Annotated in this window: 20 protein-coding genes and 1 riboswitch; of the genes, 10 read left to right on the forward strand and 10 right to left on the reverse strand. The window is 45.1% G+C overall.

Annotated elements, in window-relative coordinates:
• Positions 1-70 precede the first annotated feature (70 nt).
• Positions 71-2,224: a TonB-dependent receptor gene (locus tag ACZIX4_RS03375; protein ID WP_463334199.1), complete on the forward strand. Its 2,154-nt coding sequence runs from the start codon at positions 71-73 to the stop codon at positions 2,222-2,224.
• Between the two features lie 73 nt (positions 2,225-2,297).
• Here ACZIX4_RS03375 and ACZIX4_RS03380 read toward each other — a convergent pair whose 3' ends face one another.
• The 4 genes from ACZIX4_RS03380 to ACZIX4_RS03395 form a co-directional block, all read right to left on the reverse strand.
• Positions 2,298-2,576: a hypothetical protein gene (locus ACZIX4_RS03380; protein ID WP_463334200.1), complete on the reverse strand. Its 279-nt coding sequence runs from the start codon at positions 2,574-2,576 to the stop codon at positions 2,298-2,300.
• 11 nt (positions 2,577-2,587) lie between these two features.
• A complete protein-coding gene (locus tag ACZIX4_RS03385; RefSeq protein ID WP_463334201.1) occupies positions 2,588-2,788 on the reverse strand; it encodes a hypothetical protein in 201 nt (66 codons plus the stop codon).
• A 214-nt stretch (positions 2,789-3,002) separates the two neighbouring features.
• Positions 3,003-4,064, reverse strand: coding sequence for a YncE family protein (locus ACZIX4_RS03390; protein ID WP_463334202.1), 1,062 nt, complete (start codon positions 4,062-4,064; stop codon positions 3,003-3,005).
• Between the two features lie 10 nt (positions 4,065-4,074).
• Entirely contained in the window at positions 4,075-5,901 is a 1,827-nt protein-coding gene (locus tag ACZIX4_RS03395) for a TonB-dependent receptor plug domain-containing protein (protein WP_463334203.1), read from the reverse strand.
• 31 nt (positions 5,902-5,932) lie between these two features.
• Positions 5,933-6,140, reverse strand: a riboswitch (cobalamin riboswitch).
• Between the two features lie 54 nt (positions 6,141-6,194).
• Between ACZIX4_RS03395 and ACZIX4_RS03400 the strand changes: the two genes are divergently transcribed.
• From ACZIX4_RS03400 to ACZIX4_RS03425, 6 genes are all read left to right on the forward strand, one after another.
• Positions 6,195-7,331 carry an ABC transporter substrate-binding protein gene (locus ACZIX4_RS03400; RefSeq protein WP_463334204.1) on the forward strand — a complete coding sequence of 379 codons (1,137 nt, stop codon included), beginning with the start codon at positions 6,195-6,197 and terminating at the stop codon, positions 7,329-7,331.
• Positions 7,332-7,343: 12 nt separating this feature from the next.
• Positions 7,344-8,378 carry an iron chelate uptake ABC transporter family permease subunit gene (locus ACZIX4_RS03405; RefSeq protein ID WP_463334205.1) on the forward strand — a complete coding sequence of 345 codons (1,035 nt, stop codon included), beginning with the start codon at positions 7,344-7,346 and terminating at the stop codon, positions 8,376-8,378.
• Positions 8,375-9,157 (forward strand): ABC transporter ATP-binding protein, encoded by a 783-nt coding sequence (locus tag ACZIX4_RS03410; RefSeq protein WP_463334206.1) that lies wholly within the window; start codon positions 8,375-8,377, stop codon positions 9,155-9,157. The genes ACZIX4_RS03405 and ACZIX4_RS03410 overlap by 4 nt, the downstream gene beginning before the upstream one ends.
• Positions 9,158-9,478: 321 nt before the next feature.
• Positions 9,479-9,739, forward strand: a complete 261-nt coding sequence (locus ACZIX4_RS03415) for a hypothetical protein (RefSeq protein ID WP_463334207.1) — start codon at positions 9,479-9,481, stop codon at positions 9,737-9,739.
• Between the two features lies 1 nt (position 9,740).
• Entirely contained in the window at positions 9,741-10,253 is a 513-nt protein-coding gene (locus tag ACZIX4_RS03420) for a hypothetical protein (RefSeq protein WP_463334208.1), read from the forward strand.
• 11 nt (positions 10,254-10,264) lie between these two features.
• The gene (locus tag ACZIX4_RS03425) at positions 10,265-10,633 is read left to right on the forward strand and encodes a hypothetical protein (protein WP_463334209.1); all 369 of its coding nucleotides are present in this window, start codon (positions 10,265-10,267) and stop codon (positions 10,631-10,633) included.
• A 174-nt stretch (positions 10,634-10,807) separates the two neighbouring features.
• Here the strand turns inward: ACZIX4_RS03425 and ACZIX4_RS03430 are convergent, their stop codons facing one another.
• Positions 10,808-11,755 (reverse strand): LysR substrate-binding domain-containing protein, encoded by a 948-nt coding sequence (locus tag ACZIX4_RS03430; protein ID WP_463334210.1) that lies wholly within the window; start codon positions 11,753-11,755, stop codon positions 10,808-10,810.
• Positions 11,756-11,873: 118 nt separating this feature from the next.
• On the opposite strand from ACZIX4_RS03430, the gene ACZIX4_RS03435 reads away from it, so the two are divergent.
• Together ACZIX4_RS03435 and ACZIX4_RS03440 are read left to right on the forward strand one after the other, a co-directional pair.
• Positions 11,874-12,368, forward strand: coding sequence for a Dps family protein (locus ACZIX4_RS03435; protein ID WP_463334211.1), 495 nt, complete (start codon positions 11,874-11,876; stop codon positions 12,366-12,368).
• 47 nt (positions 12,369-12,415) lie between these two features.
• Positions 12,416-12,706: a hypothetical protein gene (locus ACZIX4_RS03440; RefSeq protein ID WP_463334212.1), complete on the forward strand. Its 291-nt coding sequence runs from the start codon at positions 12,416-12,418 to the stop codon at positions 12,704-12,706.
• Positions 12,707-13,020: 314 nt separating this feature from the next.
• Here the strand turns inward: ACZIX4_RS03440 and ACZIX4_RS03445 are convergent, their stop codons facing one another.
• The 3 genes from ACZIX4_RS03445 to ACZIX4_RS03455 are packed head-to-tail and all read right to left on the reverse strand — an operon-like array spanning position 13,021 to position 15,009.
• Positions 13,021-13,530, reverse strand: coding sequence for a hypothetical protein (locus ACZIX4_RS03445; RefSeq protein ID WP_463334213.1), 510 nt, complete (start codon positions 13,528-13,530; stop codon positions 13,021-13,023).
• Between the two features lie 12 nt (positions 13,531-13,542).
• Complete coding sequence (locus ACZIX4_RS03450; RefSeq protein ID WP_463334214.1) at positions 13,543-13,767, reverse strand: hypothetical protein; 225 nt, start codon at positions 13,765-13,767, stop codon at positions 13,543-13,545.
• A gap of 36 nt (positions 13,768-13,803) precedes the next feature.
• A complete protein-coding gene (locus tag ACZIX4_RS03455; RefSeq protein WP_463334215.1) occupies positions 13,804-15,009 on the reverse strand; it encodes an LETM1-related biofilm-associated protein in 1,206 nt (401 codons plus the stop codon).
• Between the two features lie 134 nt (positions 15,010-15,143).
• On the opposite strand from ACZIX4_RS03455, the gene ACZIX4_RS03460 reads away from it, so the two are divergent.
• Positions 15,144-16,340 (forward strand): NAD(P)/FAD-dependent oxidoreductase, encoded by a 1,197-nt coding sequence (locus ACZIX4_RS03460; RefSeq protein ID WP_463334216.1) that lies wholly within the window; start codon positions 15,144-15,146, stop codon positions 16,338-16,340.
• 425 nt (positions 16,341-16,765) lie between these two features.
• Here ACZIX4_RS03460 and ACZIX4_RS03465 read toward each other — a convergent pair whose 3' ends face one another.
• Together ACZIX4_RS03465 and ACZIX4_RS03470 are read right to left on the reverse strand one after the other, a co-directional pair.
• Complete coding sequence (locus ACZIX4_RS03465; RefSeq protein WP_463334217.1) at positions 16,766-18,694, reverse strand: SPFH domain-containing protein; 1,929 nt, start codon at positions 18,692-18,694, stop codon at positions 16,766-16,768.
• A 295-nt stretch (positions 18,695-18,989) separates the two neighbouring features.
• Positions 18,990-20,621, reverse strand: a complete 1,632-nt coding sequence (locus tag ACZIX4_RS03470) for a tetratricopeptide repeat protein (RefSeq protein ID WP_463334218.1) — start codon at positions 20,619-20,621, stop codon at positions 18,990-18,992.
• Positions 20,622-20,768 lie beyond the last annotated feature (147 nt).

The following is a 20,768-nucleotide window of genomic DNA, read 5'->3' on the forward strand; positions in this document are numbered from 1 at the left end:
AGTTCGGTAAGTATTTTTGGTACACATTACAGGTAATATGCACCTTTGCTGTATCAAAAACGGACCAGTTATGAAATCAACAATTACGCTATTTACATTTTTATTTTGTCTGGCACTACAGGCGCAAACCACCCTTACCGGTAAGGTTACCGATGCAAAAGGCCATCCTTTGGCTTATGCCAATGTATTTGTAGACGGAACCTATGATGGTGCTATAACAGGCGAAGACGGTACCTTTAGCTTTACTACCGATGCTACCGGCGACCAGATGCTTTCTATAACATCGTTAGGGTTTGAAGATATAAAGCTGCCCGTAAACATACAGAACTATACCCCACAGGACATCAAGCTGCGCGAAAGTGTAAATACGCTCGATGCCGTAGTAATATCTGCCGGTACCTTTAGTGCGGGGGATAATACTAAGGTTACCGCCCTTAAGCCGCTGGATATTGTTACCACGGCGGGTTCGGCTGGGAATATTATTGCAGCGTTGCAAACACTGCCCGGCACCCAGACGGTGGGCGAAAGCGGCCGTCTGTTCGTTCGTGGCGGTGAGTCAGACGAAACACAAACCTTTGTAGACGGTATACGTGTGGCACAGCCGTATAGCGCTACTGCCAATAACCTGCCAACCCGCGGGCGTTTTTCACCATTCCTTTTTAAAGGGATGACGTTCTCAACCGGAGGTTATTCGGCTGAGTTTGGCGAGGCGCTTTCCAGCGTGCTGCTTATGAATACTATAGAAGAGCCCGATATGGAGCGTACCGATGTATCGCTGATGACCGTAGGTGCGGGCGTAGGGCATACCTCTAAATGGGAGAAAAGCTCGCTGAGCGTTAATACCTCGTATATCAACCTCCAGCCGTACCAATGGGCCGTACCGCAAGATGTATCTTGGAACAAAGCTTACCAAACCTTTTCGGGTGAAACAGTATACCGCTACAAGCTGGATAGTGGTACCATAAAATTCTACACCGCCTTTGATCACTCTGATTTCAGCCTGAACCAAAAGGACATCAACCAGCCCGAACTAATACGTACGGGTATAGACAACGATAACCTGTACATGAACACCTCTTATAAAGGCAACTTCGGCGGGCAATGGACGGTACAAACCGGTATAGGCTACGGTTTCAGCCACAATAAAATAGGCCTTGATGAAAACGGCGTAAAGAATACTGAGAACAGCGCCCACCTGAAACTGAAGCTTATTAAAGGTTTTGGCAACCGTTTTAAGATTACTTTCGGTGGCGACCATTTTATTACTGATTATAGCGAGAAGTATTATGAGCCAGCCGGTTTTTCATACAACAGTGGTTACTACAGCGGTATTACGGCAGGCTATGCCGAGGGTGACCTTGTTTTCTCTAAAGACTTTGCTATAAAAGCAGGCGTACGTGCTACCTATAACAGTGTAATAGGGCAGGGGGCTGTAGAGCCGCGTATAGCATTGGGCTATAAACCGGGCAAAAGAGGACAGTTCTCATTAGCGTATGGCGACTTCCACCAAACGCCAAGGCAGGATTACCTGAAGTATTTTAAAAATCTGGAATACGAAACCACAGCCCACTACATTTTTAACTATATGTACAATACCGATGGTAAAACCTTCAGGGCAGAGGCGTATTATAAGGACTATAACAACCTTGTAAAGTATGATACTAACCAGGTGGCTTACGACAGTAACTATAACAACAATGGTTATGGCTACGCACAGGGTATCGACCTTTTTTACCGTGACAGCAAAAGCATACGCAACCTTGATTACTGGGTTTCCTACTCGTACATAGACAGCAAGCGTGATTACAGGAATTATGAAGCTGAAGTAACACCGTCATACATAGCACGCCATAATTTTTCTATAGTAACCAAGTACTGGATAGACAGCATGCGTTCTCAACTGGGGGTAACGTACAGCTACAACAGCGGAAGGCCGTATGATAATGCCAATGAAACTGCTTTTATGGACAGCCATACCAAAAGCTACAATAACCTTAGTGTGAGCTGGGCTTACCTTATCAGCCAGCAAAAGATATTATATTTTTCGGTTTCTAACGTAATGGGGTATGATAATATATTTGGCTATACCTATGCTAATAACCCGGGTGCCGACGGTATGTATGCCCGCCAGGCCATAACCCAGCCCGCCAGCCGTTTCTTTTTTGTAGGCTTCTTCTGGACGATAAGCGATAACAAAAAAACAAACCAGCTTGAGAACCTTTAAAAAATAGAATACGGCACTACAATTACTGTTAGTGCCGTATTCCGCGTTTACAAAATATGTAATCCCTGTGTTATTAAAAATCTTCGGGTTCAAACCAGCCAATGCGGCAGTCGTCCCGGTTATAGTCGCTGCGGTCGCAGTGAATGTAGTCGCCTGCGTCGCGTTGTTCATCATCATAATGGTATTCGTTAGTGTAGTCCTCATTTTGACGGTTAAGCCAGGACTCTTCGTCTTCGTTAAAGGTAAGCCTTTCGGTATGCCTGTGCTTATCTACAATAAGGTTTACGTGGCGGGCAAGGCTGCTTGCCTGTACCGGTTTTTTGCTTTGTTGTTTTTTATCTAAGGTTTTCATGGCAAAAATTTTTAAGGTTCATATTCATGTTTGCTTTGGCTTAGGTCGCCCTGCTGTATCTTTTGTGGTGTTTTGGTAGCACCGGTCATTTTTTTGGCGCCCTTTTCGGCATTATCAAAATTTTTAATCAATTCCCCGTCATCTTTTTCACTGCTGCGCTTTCCACTCGAAACTTTTGGGGCGGGCGTTTGCAGTTTATCTTTATCTCCCATAACATTTTGATTTTTAATGATATGGTAAAGTTCTAAAACGTTTTCATTTTTGCCATGCCAATTAACACGTTATTCGGAAAGGGTTTCCTACAGGCTTGTGTTAAAACGGTTTAAGTTGATAAAATCCTGCCGTAAAACATAAAAAATCCCGCCTGCTTATGGGATTAAAGCAGGCGGGGAACCTAAAATAAGAACTGGAAAAAAATTGGTTTTCTTAGTCGTTAAAGTAGAAACCGGCAGGTATCATACCTACACTAAAGCTTGCAGCTAAGCTGCCTGTAAGCGAGTAAACATATACATCGCCATTTGAAATATAATCACCTGCATCGGCTACATATATTTTACCGTCTTCTACTTCAAAAGCATTAAGGGTTTCTACATTTTGGCTATCTACATTAAACAGCGCTGTTGTAGGCAGGCTTGTAGCGTTTACCGGCATGCTGTATATTTCATTGCCCAAGGTATAGTAGAACTTGTTGTCTTCTTCTACAAGGTAAGCAGGGTGTTGGCCAGCTGCAAATGTAAGTGTACTGGTTACTGTATTTGTAGCAAGGTTTATAATGCTAAGGCTGCCCGGGGTTTCAGCGGCCGCATAGTATGGAAGGCCACTGTTTAGTACATACAGCTTACCGTTTTCTATTTCAAGTGAATCTGGCAGGTCGCCTACTGTTATTGTTGTGGTAACAGTATTTGTATGGCCGTTAATCACTGTAATGGTGTTACCAAAGTTCCAGCCGCCTTTGTGGGCTACGTACAGGTTACCATCTTCTTCTATAATGCGTTCCGGGCCTTCAGCTACCGGTATGGTATTAGTTACCTCGTTAGTGGCAAGGTTAATTATCGCTACATAGTCATCACTTGTATTATCACCCAGTCCCCAGTTGGTTACATACGCCTTACCGTCTTCAAATGCTATATAGCGTGGGTTTTGTAAACCATCTTCAATAGTAGCTACGTGTTGGAAGCTATAGCGGTTTACCACCTCTATTTTGTTAGAGTAGTTTACTACTATGTAAGCATAGTCGCCCTCCAGTCCTATATCCTGCCCCGTATCGCCCAGTGTTAACCCCGGGTTGTTTGAAGCATAAATGTTATTTTCATGCACAGCACCGGAATTAAAAGATACCGAAGCATTGCCCAGCATAAAGCCACCCTGGTTCAGTATCAGTACGCCGTTATCATACTCACCTCTTGGTGCATTGTTGTCATCGTCAGAACACGAAACAAAGAAAAGTGATCCTGCAATGGCAGTAAGTAGTAGTTTGTTAAGTTTCATATTGGGTATATTAAAATTTAAAGGTTAAGTACATATTATAGTTGCGCCCCGGCATTGGCCTGTTGGCTACGTTCATATACTGTTCGTTGTACAGGTTGTTTACCTGTGCGCCAATACCAAGCCCTTTCAGTACCTTAAAGGTATATTGCGCGCCAATGCCCGATACATTATACAGGTCAATGCCCGCGCTGTTATCGGTAGTGTAGTATACCTTCCCGGTAAACAGGTGCCTGTAGTATGCCGAAAATTTGTGGTATGCATAAGCTGCTGTGGCCACAGCGCGGTGTTTTGGCACGTACATCAGCTGGGCGTTGTTGCCGTCTTTTTTAGATATGGTATAGGAATACGAAGCATCAAGCGTGATGTGGTGCGGGCCGAATGCTTTTTGGTAACCTAAGGTAGTTTCTGCGCCGTAGCTTTTGGCTTTGTCCACGTTTTCGGGCCTCCAAACGCCATTGGTACCCGGTACCCAGCGTAGCATATCCTGTAGCCGGATGTAATAACCGGTAATGCCAAGCTTTACATTTTTATATTCAAACATGTTGCCCACTTCGGCCTGGTACGAGTGTTCCGGCTTCAGGTTTTTGTTGCCCGTGCTTTCCCAGTACAGGTCGTTAAAGGTAGGCGCCCTAAAATTCCTCGACCCGTTTACCCTGATGCTGTACAGCGGGCTAACGGTATAGCGCCCGCCTGCCGAAAACAACAACGGGCTGTTGTATATGTTACCCGTTTCCCTGCGTAGGCCGCCTTCGTATTGAAACTTGTCGGTAACGGCATGGCTCCACAATAATGCACCCGAAAATGTAGTGCGCGTATTGTTGCCAAAGCTGCTGCCTATACCGTGGTTAGACGTAAGGTCGGCTATGGCGTTCAGCTTCATTTTTGTGTTGAACTGGTACAGACCATCGTAGCGGCCTACTATGGTTTGTACCTTGCCGTAGCTGTATGTGGGCGAAGTGTAGCTTTCGCGGTATTTAAAATATTCGTACAGGTACGCAGCCTTAACGCGCGATGTAAATTTGCCGTACAAGCCCGTCCATTCCAGCAGGTGGCGGGTGTTGGTATCGTTATACATGCTTTCAGATGGTGCTGCCAGCGTGCGGCTGAAATGCCTTTCGCCATCAAAAACGTAGTTGTACAGGCGCAGTATGTTTTTTTCATTCAGCTTAAAGCCCAGTGCCGAGTTCAGGCTGGTGTTGTGGTACTGCCCGTTATCGTTGTACGTATTGTAACCCGGGTATTTGTAGCGGTTTTCGCTTGTATTATGGCTTAATGATAACCCAGCACTGAAATTTTCGGTACCGGCATCCAGCTTGTAGTTTAGCCCGTAGGTGTCGTAGCTGCCTGCATCGGCACGAAGTTCGTTGTCAAAATGCTTATCGAACAGTAGTTTATTGTCCAGGTGCACACTGCCGCCTATGGCGCTACTGCCGTATACTACGCTGCCACCGCCGGCTTTTACGGCCACTTCGGTAAAATCACGTGCGTTAAGGGTATTGAAATCGGTTTGCCCGTTCAGTTGTGAATTGATGTTAATGCCGTTCCACACCACGGCAGTTTGCTGTGCTGAGGTACCCCTGAACGATGGCGACGATACCATGCCGGGGCCGTTTTCCTTAAAATAGATGGCTGAATTGTTCAGTAGCAGCGCTGTAAGTGAAACCCCGCTGCGGGCTATGGCCGAATCTGAAAGCCGCTGTACCGATTGTGTCTTGGCAAAATCACGCAGCTGCGTGTCAGATATTACCACTTCCTTAAGGGCAATGGTATCTTGCTGGGCGTGTGCGATGCCACATCCCAAAATAAAAAGCGCGGTAAATAAATTTCTTATTGCCATAACCGGTAAGCCTTTTTTCCCGAAGGCCATACGTTTTGTTATGCTTAAGGCAGGTCTCCTGGCTTGCGTACTGTTGTTATGCCTTCCCGTCGTAAAAGACAGTGGCTTAGCAGAGCTACAACAGCCTCCCCGTTTGGGGATAAGCTTACAGTTGCGGGAACAGCTCAGGTGTTTAACCTGATTCCCTTTTAATGCAAATACACGTTAGTGCATGTGCAACCTTAAACCGCTGCAAAGATAAACGTTTTGTTGAAACATTGTAATTTATACCTTTGCCCTCACCAGATATTTTTATGAAAAAGCTTACCACTATATTTTTTGTGCTGGCCATGGCGCTGGTTTCGTGTAAAAACGATACTGCACTAAACAACACCGCACAACCCGAAGCAGGCAACAGTATTAAATATGCTAAAGGCCTGCAACTGTATCGCTACAAAGGTTTTAGTATTGTAAAGGTAACCCGCCCGTGGCCAGATGCCACTACGGGGTTTACCTACGTTATGCAGCAAAAAGGCGCTGCATTGCCCGACAGCCTGAAGCAGTACCCGGTGGTAAACGTACCGGTAACAAAACTGGTGGCTACAAGTACTACACACATCCCGTCGCTGGAAATGCTGGGGGTAGAAAGTACCCTTGCGGGCTTCCCGGGGGTGAATTATATTTCATCTGAAAAGACAAGGGCGCTTATTGATGCCGGAAAAGTGAAAGAGGCCGGTGCCAATGAAAGCCTGAATACTGAAGTAGTAGTAGACCTGCAACCCGATGCCGTTGTGGCCTTTGCCGTAGACGGTGCCAATAGAAGCCTGAATGCCCTGCAAAATGCCGGACTGAAAGTGCTGTACAATGGCGACTGGACAGAGCAATCTCCGTTGGGTAAGGCCGAATGGATAAAGCTTTTTGGGGCGCTGTATGGTCTTGATGATAAGGCCGGTGAAATATTTACAGGTATAGAAAAAGATTATAAGCAGGCACTAAAACTGGCTAAGCTGGTAAAACAACGGCCTACCGTTATGGCAGGCGCCATGCTGAACGACCAATGGCTGCTGCCACAGGGAGACAGCTGGTTTTCAAAGTTTTATAAAGATGCAGGAGGTGCGTACTTTTGGGCAGATACCCAAGGTACGGGTAGTCTAAGCCTGTCGTTTGAGCAGGTGCTGGAACGCGCACAAAATGCCAATGTATGGATAGGGCCGGGGCAGTATACTTCATTGCAGCAAATGCAGGAAGCCAACCCGCATTATGCCCAGTTTAAGGCATTCAAGGAGAAAAGGGTATATTCGTACAGCAATAAAACGGGGAAAACCGGTGGGCTTATCTTTTATGAGCTGGCACCAAACCGCCCCGACCTGGTGCTGAAAGACCTGGTGTACATCTTCCACCCGGAACTGCTACCGGGCTACAAGCTGCATTTCTTTGAACAACTAAAATAAAACCATAAAACCATGCCCTACCAACGCCGCAGCAATAAGTTGTTCCTCCTAATGAGCGTATGCCTGTTGCTGCTTTTTATAACCAATGTAAGCCTGGGTAGTATAAACATACCGCTCGGTGAAGTGCTGAAGCCTTTTTACGGGCAGCTGGCCTCGCGCCCCTCATGGGATTATATTATTACCGAATACCGATTGCCTAAAGCTATAGTTGCAGTGCTGGCCGGTATGGCGCTTTCTGTTAGCGGCCTGCTGATGCAGACATTATTCCGTAACCCGCTTGCGGGTCCCGATGTGCTGGGGCTTAGCAGTGGCGCCAGCTTGGGTGTGGCGCTTGTAATACTGGGTTCGGGGTTACTGCCGCTTACGGTATCGTCTTACTTCCTTTCGGGCTATGGGTTGGTGCTGGCTTCGGTGGCGGGCACGTTTGGTGTACTGCTATTGGTTTTGGCGGTATCGCAACGCCTGCGTGATACTATGGCGATACTCATTACCGGTATTATGTTCGGGAGCTTTACAGGTGCTATAGTTGGGGTACTCAGTTATTTCAGCCAGGCAGAACAATTACAGAAATACACGTTTTGGTCACTGGGCAGCCTCGGTAACCTCCCTTGGGAATCGGTGTTGCTGCTTGCCGTACTCACCCTTACAGGCATAGGTATGGGCATTGCCTGCATAAAACCGCTTGATGCCCTGATGCTGGGCGAACGTTATGCCGTAAGCATGGGGATAAACATTAACCGTTCGCGCCTGCTTATTATATTGGCTACAAGCCTGCTTACGGGTTGCGTTACGGCATTTACTGGGCCAATATCGTTTGTGGGGCTTATAGTGCCGCACATAGCACGGCTCATATTCCGTGCAGGGACCCACAGGGTACTTTTCTTTGCCACGATGCTTACCGGCGGCATACTGATGCTGGCCTGCGATATATGTACGCAACTTCCCGGTACAGATGTGGTATTGCCCATAAACGGTATAACATCTATAGTCGGTGCGCCGGTAGTGGTAGCGTTACTGCTTCAAAACAGGAAGGGGGTGTTCCGATGAATACAAACACCATTATACTACAGGCTGAAAACCTTAGTATCGGCTACCGTAATAAAGCCAATACGGTTGTAGCTGCTGACCTTAACCTTAGCCTGAGGAAGGGCACATTATACACGCTTATCGGTGCCAACGGCATTGGTAAAAGTACCCTGTTGCGTACACTATGCGGTTTACAGCCGCAACTGGAAGGCAGCGTACAACTTGGCGGTAAGGAAATAAGCTCATATTCGCCAAATATGTTGGCACAAAGCCTTTCGTTGGTACTTACCGATACGCTGCCACAGGGCAATCTTTCGGTATACGAACTCGTGTCGCTGGGCAGGCAGCCGTATACCAACTGGATGGGCGCGCTTACATCTAACGATAAGGTAAAGGTGGATAAGGCACTCCTGCTGACTGATACATATAATCTTGCCCATAAAAAAGTACACGAACTGAGCGATGGCCAACTTCAAAATGTACTTATAGCCCGTGCATTGGCACAGGACACCAATGTAATAGTGCTTGACGAACCTACTACCCACCTGGACCTGCCGCATAAGGTGGCGCTGCTGAAACTGCTGCGCAAACTGGCAGAAGTGGAGGGTAAGTGCATACTGTATTCTACCCACGATTTGGATTTGGCACTGCAACTGAGCAACGAAATCATCATCCTGAAAAAGGAGAGCCTTGTACAGGGAACCCTATCTGAATTACAGGATAATAACACGCTTACTACTATTTTTGATGACCCGGGTATTGTCTATGATAAACAGGCAGGGAGGTTTGTTTTTAAGTAGTGGAGACTTATAATAATAAAGTATCACAGAGTTACCCGGAGTGAGCGCAGAGATTCGCGGAGTTGTTTGTGGTAAAATTGAGTTTGTGCTTTCAGCACGAGAAAACAGAGCATTGTAGTAAATGCTATAATGCTTTGTGGGCTCACACCAAAGGTGTAATCTTTTTTCTTTGTGAATCTCTGCGCTCACTCCGGGTAACTCTGTGTTACAAAACCTCCTATAAGCTTTTTAATAAAACTTTAAACCAAGCCTTAACAATCCTTAAACAGGCATGTGTATTTTATTGGTGTAACTTTAGGGTATATATAAAAACCTAATGTTATGGGCAATCAATTCACAGTAAAATATCCCGGAGATAAAACACAGCTTATCAGTAAAATACGTAACGCTGTGGGCAGCAAGGGCCACCTGGACGGTAATGAACAGAAAGGCACTTTTGAAGGCAGTACCCCTGTGGGTGATTTTGAAGGCTCTTATGTAATTGCCGGGGACGATATTACCGTTACCATAGATAAAAAGCCATTTTTGGTATCGCACGGCCGCATACAGGATGAGTTTGAAAAAGCGCTGAAAAATGTATAACATGAAGCGCGCAGCCTTACTTATATGCCTGGTGTTTTCAGTACTGGCTTTTGCACAGCCGCCATCGCTTACGTTGCAGCCGCAGGGTTTTGCGCCGGTTACGGTGACCATTCCGCCTGCTGAAGCCAAGAAGCTTATCGCTGTTACCAAGGCCTGGGCTACCGAACACCAACGCAGTACCGAGCGTGTGGAGATAAGTAATGTTTCGGGCAATGGCCTTACCATTACCGTGTATAAGCAGAATGCGTTTTTTTACCGCAGCCGTGGGGAAACATTTTACCACAACATAAAACTGCTTATGAAAGTGGAATTTAAGGATGCATCGTATAACCTTGATGTGTCTGTCCCCGAAATATACAGTGAGGAAGGCCGTCTGCTGAAATACCGCATACCTGACTATTTTACTGATAACGGTACGCTGAAGGATGGTTACGATGGCCTGAAGGAATCGCTGGAAGTAACGGTAAATAAGATAGCAGCCAACTATTATAATTTTTTAGTAAACTACCATTAAACCAAAATATTATGATACATAGCACCGATGACCCAAAAGATTTGGGCAGCAAAAAGATAAACAACCAGCAAAAGAAAAGCCCCGTAAATGAAGGCTTCAGTGGTGAAAACATGCCTAAAAACTACGATCCGTCTAAAGACAAGCTGGATGCCGAGCTTGAAAAGAAAAAAGACGGCACGGTAAGCACCCCAAAGCGTGCCCGTGATGTGGACGAAAAGAAAGCCCCGCAGGTTAACAGCCTGTCGTCATCGGCTAAGGGTGGCAATGGTAAAACGGTAAGCAAAAGCCGTGGCACGGCCACCGAAGATGAGGATATGGAGACTGCCGAAAACCGTGATTTTAATTCTGATACAGCAAAAGGGCGCAACCTGAAGAAGTAGCACCCTTTTGCTGTTTTTTATTGAAGCCTTTAGTAAATTAAAGTAATAATAGTCCTGCTGAGCATGTCGAAGCAGGACTATTATTACTTTAATTTTATACAATAATTTATCCCAAATACACCCGGTTTCGACATGCTCAACCTGAGAGTATTTGGGATAAATTATTAAAAATGTTTATTTCTTGTGCGTAGGGCTTGTAATCTGCACGTTCTGGAATGCAATGGCCCCGCGTACCACGCCTGTTATGGTAGTGCGCAACGCGTCTATAATCTGTACTTTAAGTTCCTTTTTATTGTAAATAAGGCTCACCTCACGTGATGGTTGCGGGTCTTTAAAGTGGCGTAGCTTCTGCGTGGCTTTTTCATTCATTTCCAGTGTGTGCAGGTAGGGCAGGAGCGTCATACCCAAGCCTTCGTCGGCCAACTTCACCATGGTTTCAAAACTACCGCACTCTATAGAGAAATGCTGGTGCTGGGGCAGGTTTGATGCCTTACAGATGTCCAGCACGTTATTACGGAAACAATGCCCATCCTGTAGCAGCAGTATGTTGTTCAGGTTCATTTCCAGGTCCTCAATGTCAAATTCCTTTTTCTGGTAAGCCGGGTTATTTTCGGGTACGTACGCCACAAAAGGCTCGTAGTACAGTACCACTTCTTTTATGGTATCTTCATTAAGCGGTGTGGCTGCTATAGCGGCATCGAGCTGGCCGTTTTTCAGCATGCGGATGATTTCCTCAGTAGGGCGTTCTTCCACAATCAGGTTTACTTTTGGGTACTTTTTTATAAAGTTGGCCATAAACATAGGCAGCAGTGTAGGCGTCACTGTAGGGATAATCCCCAGTTTAAAATCACCGCCTATAAAACCCTTCTGCTGGTCTACAATATCCTTTATACGGGTCGATTCGTTAACGATGTTCTTCGCCTGCTGTACTATTTTTTCCCCCACATCAGTAAGCTGTATGGGTTTTTTACTGCGGTCGAATATCAGTATATCCAGTTCTTCCTCAAGTTTTTGTATCTGCATACTCAGCGTAGGCTGGGTTACAAAACACTTTTCAGCGGCTGAGGTAAAGTTTCTATGTTCGGCAACGGCAAGTACATATTGCAATTGTGTGATTGTCATGATATAGATTTTTATGATAAAATTATAAAAACCATTGATAATCCCTATAGTTTTAATACTTAAATTTACTGTAAATTTATATCTGTAAAAACTTACAAACCTAATTAGCATACATACCATGAAAACAAAAGAACAAGCCTACAACGTACTTGGGTTACCCGTAAAAGAAGCAGAAGTAATAGCAGCAGAACTTAACATACTGCTGGCCAACTTCCAGGTGTATTACCAAAACCTGCGCGGGCTACACTGGAACATTCGCGGCAAACGCTTCTTCCAGCTACACGTAAAATTTGAAGAGCTTTATAACGACGCCCAGCTAAAAATTGACCTTGTAGCCGAAAGGGTGCTTACGCTTGGCGGTACGCCGTTGCATACCTTTGAGGATTACGTGGCCAACAACAAACTTAAAGTGGGTAAAAACATCAGCAAAGATACTGAGGCGGTAGGGCTTATTATCGACTCGCTGGCCGACCTGCTTAAAATAGAAAGGGTAATCCTTGAAGAATCTGCCAAAATAGAAGACGAAGGTACTAACAGTATGATGAGCGATTTCATTAAAGAACAGGAAAAAACTGTTTGGATGATGAAAGCGTGGAGCGAAGAGGAAATTTGATTCAATATATAATAGGTTATTATTAAAAAAGTACTATTTTCGCACGTATGAAGGTGTTAATAAAAATAGTTGTGCTTTTTTTCCTCGTTTTCCTGGCAGCGCCCACTATTGTGAGCCTGTTGCAGGATGATGATGATACTGAAACATCTATTGTTTATGGCCTTGACGAAGAAGAACTTCAAAAAGAAATAAAAGAGGTAAAAATTGGTGTTGCGTATGTTTACGAACCCACTTTTGTACCTGTTGTTACTAAGACTGTAACGATAAATGCACATAATCTCCAAAGGCATGAAAATGTTTTTGGAGATATTTTTATACCTCCTCCGCAGCGTTGCTAAATAACGTTTAGATACTATGCGCAAACTTTTTTGAGTAGTATCTGTATTCCCTTTAAAAATCAAGCTGTAACTGTAAAGCAATCATTATCAGTACGCGTGCTTTAAATTTACAGTGTGAATTTTACCCCTGATTGTATTTTATCGGATAATCAACTATAAAATAAGAGCCAAAAGGTTTTAATACCTTTGCATGTGCTAACCTTACTCTAATAAGGTATGGGTTAGTGCTATAAAAATAAGTTTTTAAGGTGATGTGTGTGCGGGCCCCTGACCAGTAATGGCGGGGGTCTGCTATTTTTACACCATCCTGAAAATTATTTATTATCAACTAACTTCCAGTTAAAAAGGGTAAGTGTAATAATGGGGTGGGGCCACATTTCTTCACCACTTATTTTGGGCATTACATCCAGTATGCTTGTATTTACCCAGGTATTACCTTTTGGGGTATACATTAAGGCTTCATAATGTAGTGGTTTATCGAAAGGGTTCCTTACACTCAAAACCATGTAAATACCGCCGTCATCCTGTTTTTCATACTTAAAGCTCATGGTTATTGTCCTTTCAGGATTCACGTTATCCTTTACCACTTTCATGGAGGCTATGTTGCCATCTTTCATTTCGGCTTCTACATTCAGTTTTTCGCCGGGATATATTTGCAATAAAGTAGGCTGTACAAAGTAAGGCGACTTAGCCACATCCATAGTGTAAAAACGTGTTTTATCCACAGGAAGTTCCAGGGTAAAGGCTTCACGGTCGGGCTTATCGTTTTGTGCCAATCCAAGGAGGCTTTGCAGTGCAATGAGTACAAGCAGTAGTTTTTTCATGTATATGCCTGTTTAAACCGTTGCTTTTTTACGTAGGCGGATAATCCACAATACCAGTGAAAGTACCGGGGCTATAAAAGTAACCGCTATCATGGGCAGCCACAGTATTTCGAAAATAGCGCCTACAACGGCATAACGGTACACATCAGTATTGTTTGCAACAATCCAGAATGTGATTGAAACAGCAAATGCCAGCAGTATAAAAGGGATATAATTTGTTTGTTTAGCCTGTGCCATGGTATTTATTTTCTACCAAATATAAGCAATTACAGTTTATGCAGGTTCTTCTTCCTCAAGGTTTTCATTCAGCACGCTGGGCAGCAGCTGGGGTATAAATTTGATGAGTAACGGCAATAGCAGGCTACCTCCCGGCAGCAGGAATATGGTGAGCGAAGGCACGGTTTTACATATTTCCAGCAATTGCTTCTTTACCTTTTTCTTCTCCTTATCGTTAAGGCTGCGGTGGGTAGAGTGCGTAAGTAGCAGCATCAGTTCGCCGTTATTGCCCAGTTCTTTTACAAGACGGTTCTTGTTACGGATGATAAGGTTAATCACGCTTTGCGAAGCATGGTCGTAAAAATGCTTTACCGGGTTACTGTAGTTAAAAAACGGTATGTGCTTTTTATTGTGTTTAATAAAACCGTTGTAAGACTCCATGCTTTCTTCAGCGGCTTCCTCGCGAAGGCCAAGTTTCTGGTTGAGGCGAAGCAGGAAATCGATTTCACTTTGCTGTGCCTGCTCGTCGCTCCAAATTGCCATGGCGGCTACATCGAGCAGGTAATTTTTCTCTGATTTCGACTCAAAATAGTCAAAACCCACTTCGTCAAGGCTTTCCACATTAATATGCGAAAATTTGGTATACCGCACCGATGATTCAAACAGCTTTATCAGCAGGTCGTCGTACTGGGTTTTATCCTGTTTGCTGTTTAGCGCCAGGTTTACTATGGTTACCACGGTTTCCTCCAGCTTTTTCAGGTATTTCTGTGGCGTATCGCCCTCTATAAGGAACTGCCTGAATGCCAATACATCCATAAACAGCAGTGCATTGGTAAGTATATGGCTGAAGTTACGGCTTATAATATTATCGGTGGTTTTTATACGTCCGTCCAGTATGTTTTCCAGCTCATGGCTGGGTTGGGCAGATGGCAGTACCTTTTTCAGTAAGCCAAAGCCTTCGGGCTGCATTTCGGTATAGAAAGCTATGCCGCGCTTTATAAAATCAGCTGTGTCCTGGGTTTTGGTAATCAGGCGGTAGGCATCATACAAGGCATTCAGCAGGGCTACTTTGGTAGTTTCCTCTACTGTCCAGTCGCGGGTTTCTTTAGCATCCAGGTTCTTAAATTTGGCCACATGCCCGTATATAAAGCCCGTATCGCGTACGGCCCTGTAAAAGGCGTGCGAGTTTTCATACTGGGGCATGCGAGCCGATAGTTTAGAGAAAAGCTTGTCTATCCAGCCGCTGGCGCTTGGGTTTATCATGTTGCCTGATGCTAATTGCTGCACAAATCTATGAAAAATGTACGGGCTAAAACAACAGTTAAATATATCATATAATTTATTTCCTGTTAATTCTGTTCTGCAAAAGCATACTAACTTTAAGTAAAAAACATACTATGAGCTTAAAGGCCGGATATCCTTTGTGGCTGGTGCGTGATGGGCTGCCGTTTACCTACCCTAAACTGGACCATGACCTGGAAACCGAAGTAGTAATACTGGGCGCAGGTATATCGGGGGCGTTAGTGCGCTATTACCTGGCTGAGGCCGGTATTCCCTGCGTTACCATAGATGCCCGTACCATAGGCCTGGGCAGTACCAGTGCCAGTACGTCGCTCTTACAATATGAAATAGACGTGCCGCTGTACCGCCTAACTGAAATGATAGGCCGGGAAGATGCCGAACGCGCTTACCGCCTGTGTGGTGATGCCATACTGGAGTTGGAACGTATAACCTACGATGTGGGTATTAAGTATTTCGAACGGAAAAAGAGCCTGTATTATGCTGCCTATAAAAAGGATGTAGCCTGGCTGAAGAAGGAATATGATGCCCGTAAGGCGGCCAACTTTGCCGTTACCTGGCTGGAACCCGATGCGGTAAAAGAACAGTATGGTTTTGATTCTTATGGAGGGATACTATCTGAACTCGCTGCGCAAACCAATGCCTATATGCTGGCGCACTGCCTGCTGCGCCACAAGTATGAGGAAGGTACCATTTACGACCGCAGCCCGGTAACCGATATAAAGCATTCTACGCGTGGGGTAACCCTTACTACTGAGAACGGCCATACGCTTAAGGCAAAGAAACTGGTGTATGCAGTAGGATATGAGGTGGTGAATTTTATTCAAAAGGATATTGTAAAGTTGCTGAGTACCTATGCAGTAGTAAGCGAGCAGTACAACGAACGAAACTTCTGGAAAGATGAGGTGCTGATTTGGAATACTGCCGACCCATACCTGTACCTGCGTACCACTGCCGATAACCGTGTGCTGGTAGGGGGCAGGGATGAGGATTTCTTTGCCGACTGGAAACGCGATAAGCTCATCAATAAGAAAACGAGGCAACTGAAAGGTGATGTAGACAAGCTATTCCCGGAACTGGATTTTAAACCGGAGTTCAGTTGGACAGGGACATTTGGCTCCACCAAAGACGGCCTGCCATACATAGGTGAGTATAAAGGAAAACCCAATGGGTATTTCTCATTGGGTTTTGGTGGTAACGGTATTACATTCAGCCAAATCGGCGCTGCTATGATACGCGATATGATACTGGGCAAGGAGAATAAGGATGCCCGTTTGTTCCGTTTTGACAGGTAGTTCGATAGCGCGGATTTGCAATCCGTGCTTATGTTGCATTAAAAAGGCACGGATTGCAAATCCGCGCCATCGGCCATTGTAAACCCCTCGCTGGCGCGAGCGTCCCGCTCGTGTCGGGTTATTTGTATACTGCGCACGAGCAAGATGCTCGCGCAAGCTGGGCTATTCCATTTCGAACGCAGCGCAGCGGAGTTGAGAAATCCCAGATAGTGAGGATTCTTATTCTTTTTCCGATAGCGCGGATTTGCAATCCGTGCTTACATTCCGCCAAAAGGAAGGCACGGATTGCAAATCCGCGCCATCAGTATCGCCATCATAAACTTTATTTTACTTCGTGAAACTTCGCGTCTGCTTTGAGCAACTTTGCGAAACCACTTTCTATATATATTTAAACAGGAAAAGCTGCCTTTCGGCAGCTCATCCGTTTACAAAGTAGTTTTTGTGCCCGGATCAGGATTGGTGTTTGGTTTGTTAAGTTCCATCATTTCCATAAGTTTAAGCCCGAGCAATCCACTCACGGGGCCGTCTGAGCCACCGTTTCCGGCAATCAGCACATCAGGGATAATTTTGATGTTGCCTTTCGCTATTTCTTCGGTAATCTTAAACTTCGTAAAGTTATCGCCGCCCATTGCACTTACCTGCAACTCGTACGATTCGGCAGTAGATTTACCTATCGCCATAATTTTCTCGGCTTCTGCCAAACCTGTTTTAGAGATGCGCTCGGCTTCGGCACTTGCATTCAGCTTAGTAGCTTCTGCCTGTGCACCCGCACGGGCTTTGGTAGCTTCTGCTTCAGCATTGGCACGCATTTTAGTGGCCTCGGCTTCAGCGTTAACACTCAGCTTAAGGCTGGTAGCGTCACCTTCTGCTTTCTTAACCGTAGCATCGGCGGTGCGCTGCGCGATTTCCACACTTTGCGAAGCGCGTACTATCTCTTTCTGCATATCGGCTATCGCGGTTTCCTTTTCTACACCCTGGCGTTGTTCCTGCGCCATTTTCTGTGTTTGGTAGGTTTTCTGTTCCTCCTCGGCTATCTTACGGTCGGTAAGGGTTTTCATCAGCGATTCAGGAGGCACAATGTCACCTATCAGCGTATCTACGGCGTTTACGTTATATTCGTCAAGCACTTCCCTAATATGGTTCTTAGCCGATTCCTGCCTTTCCTTACGGGTGCTCAGGAATGAAATCACATCGCTGTCCTGCGCCGAGTTACGGAAGTAGTTACCAATGGTAGGCTCCAGCACCTGCGATACCAGGTTGTTCATGCTACCGAAACGCCTTATCACTTTAGGAGCCTCATTCGCCGGTACGTGGATAATCTGAGCCACATCCAAGTTAAAAGGGAAACCGTCTTTACTACGTACAGTTATTGTACTCAGGTTCTTGTCCAGGTTGTGCGACTCGCTGCGTGCATTGGCCCAGTTCAGTACCAGGTTAGTGGTAGGCACGGGCTCAAGCTTGGTCGTATACTTGTTTATGGCATACTTACCGGGACCCAGCGGTTCCATCCATACACCACGCTGGCCTTTTGCCACAATGTTACCGTGCTTAAAGTTTTCGCCGGTCATGTCTTCGCCCTCTTCACCTATATAGGATATCACCACACCTACCGAACCGATAGGCACCTCCGTCATCGGGATTTGCTCTACCTGTACACCCCAGGTATTAAGGTAGTACGAACCTGCAAGTATTACCTGCGGCTGCAAACCACGGTTACCGCCATTGTTAAGGAACTCGTCAAAGTCCTGGAAGTTATTATGGCTTTCTGCAAACTTACCGGCTATCTGGCCGATAGGTATTGGTTCGCCATCCAATGCGGTAACCACACCCACCATGTTTTCAAAAATCTTGGTCTGTTCGGCCACCACTACGTCAAACAGGTAGGTGTTTATCCTGTACGAACCGGTGGTTATAAAGGCCGTTTGCCTACCTTTTTGCCCGCCGTTATCAAGGAAGGCCACCGCATCCTGAAAGTTGTCGCTTTCTACCTTACGTGCCAGTATGCGCCCGGTAGGTATTTCTTTACCGTCCTTGCTCAGTACAAGGCCTATCTTGCCTTCGGGGATTATGGTAAACGGCGTCATGTCGATGCTGTACTGCCATATCCATTTCATCCAGTAAAGGCCCGGTGCCAGCGTTTGCGCCTGGAAACCTGCCTCACCCCTTGTGGCTATAATACGCCCATCGGGCAGTGACGTGTGCTCGCCGAAAAGGACGAACTTTTTGGTGACAAGGCCTATCCTGTCTTCAGGCACTATTACCATCCCGAAAAATACGCGGAGTACAAATTTGTATCCCACCACACACAAAATTACCAGCATTATCCACCAGTAATTACTTAAAGCTGTTGCCATTTTTATAAAGATTTATATGACAAATGTAGAGGGGCGGAATATGCCCGAATAGCAAAATCGTAATTTTAACTAAACCGTATTTTTGCGCTGTGAGGGTGCTTTACAGAAGGTCATTAGAGGCCAAAAATTGACATCAGGTGACATTATTTTCGTCGAAACAAACTATGATTGGTTTTGCAGGAATTAACGATTTTAGGGCAATTTTAACACATCAATTAGCTATAACGATAGTAGTTGAAGGGTAAAATATTGTAAGAATTAAAGTGTTTTTGTAAGAAAAACGCGTAAAATGGGTTTACAGCACCGAAATGTGGTCAAAAAGGTCGGTTTCCTTAGCCAGTTCCATTTTGGTGGCAAGGCGTTCTTTGCGCTTTTTGCAGGCTACAATAGTAATATTAAGTATGGATGCAATCTCCTTAATAGTAAGGTTCATTTTAAGGTAAGCCACAAAACGGAGGTCGTTAGCATTAAGGGTAGGGTATTGTTTTTTAAGGCGGGTTAAAAAACCGTGGTTCACTTCCTCAAAATGGGTAAAGAAGCTGCTGTATTCGTTATCGGTACGCAGGTTGTCCTTAAGCGAACGTACGTAAGCCGACAGCGTTTTATCGGCAGCGTAGCGCGGCTTTTTAGACAGGTATTCCACAATTTCCTCTATGACCTCATTCCTGTCAGAAAGGTACAGCGACTTAGCCGACAGTTTACGGCTGCGTTCTTCTACAGCATCTTTAAGGTGTTCCTGTTCCAGTAGGGCATCGGTAATCTGTCGTTCCAGTTGCAGGTTCAGGTTTTTTTCCATTTGCAGGCTCAGTGCCGCCTGGTTACGCAGCTGCTCGGCCTTAAGGCTTTTGTGCCTGTATACCAAAAAGAGGATGATTATAACCGCTGCGAGTATGGCCAGCGACGATATGAATATAATGCGCTCCAACCTGATTTTTTCTTCCTTATTGGCCACATCATTACGGTAATGCTGCATTTCAAACTTTACGCGATTATTTTCAAACAGCCTGCCGTTGGTTAGTTCAGTTACTCTGGTATTCAGTACAATAACCGAATCTTTTGCAACTATTGCTTTATCATAGCTGTGTGCCGCGGTATATATTTTTGACAGCAGTTCGTAGTTGTCTCGCTTTACCTCTTCGTCCTTACTGGTTTCTACTACCTTAAGCGCATAAGCCTCGGCATTAGTATAGTCTTTGTCTTTCAGGTAACTTTCGGCTATCACCTGCCACAGGTAGTTATTAAGGTCATACTTATACAGTTCGGGGTATTTTTTCAGCATAGAAAAACCCGCAGCGCGTGCTTTTTCGGTATTACCCAGCAGCATGTCATTTTCGGCAAGCAATACCTCTACCGAAACACTGTCGGTATACTTGCCCATATATTGTAAGGATTGTAACAGGTAAGGGCGTGCTTTGGCAGGTTCATTGGTTTTATTGTATATCATACCGATGTTCATAAGCGGTATGCCCATACGTTTTTTTACATCCTTTTCTTGTGCGGTTTCTACGGCCTTATTGTAATATTCCAGCGCTTTTGGGTACATCTTTTGGCGTACATATACATTAGCAATGTTATTCAGGGCCGATATTTCATCCTTGGGTTCCAGTTTTCTTACAGCTATGTTATAACTTTCCAGGTACAGGTCCATAGCCTCGGCATAGTCCAGCATAAAATAGTAGGTAAGGCCCATATTAAGTACAGCGGCATATTCCTGCTTGTCCCAATGGTGGTTTCGGGCTATCGTACGGCTACGTTCCAGTAGTTCCAGTGATTTCTCGTATTCCTTATTATAGGCATGCTCTACGGCCTTATCGGTTATAGAATCGCATTCTTCCCGTGTCTGTGCAAAAGCAGCAGATGTACCGGCTATAAGGTACAGCAAAATAAGGCTAATGAAGCCGGTAAGGTCTTTAATCTGGTTTTGCATTTGTGTGTGTATCGGGATATTAGCCTCCAAATATACGTATATGGTTACAATAACCACATGGTCAGGAGTGTTAAAATTTTAACTTTTTATTATGATTTTTCACGTAAACGTTGTAAAAAACCGCTTCAAAATAAAGCATTGTTGAGA

This window comes from Flavobacterium niveum, from assembly GCF_055231775.1.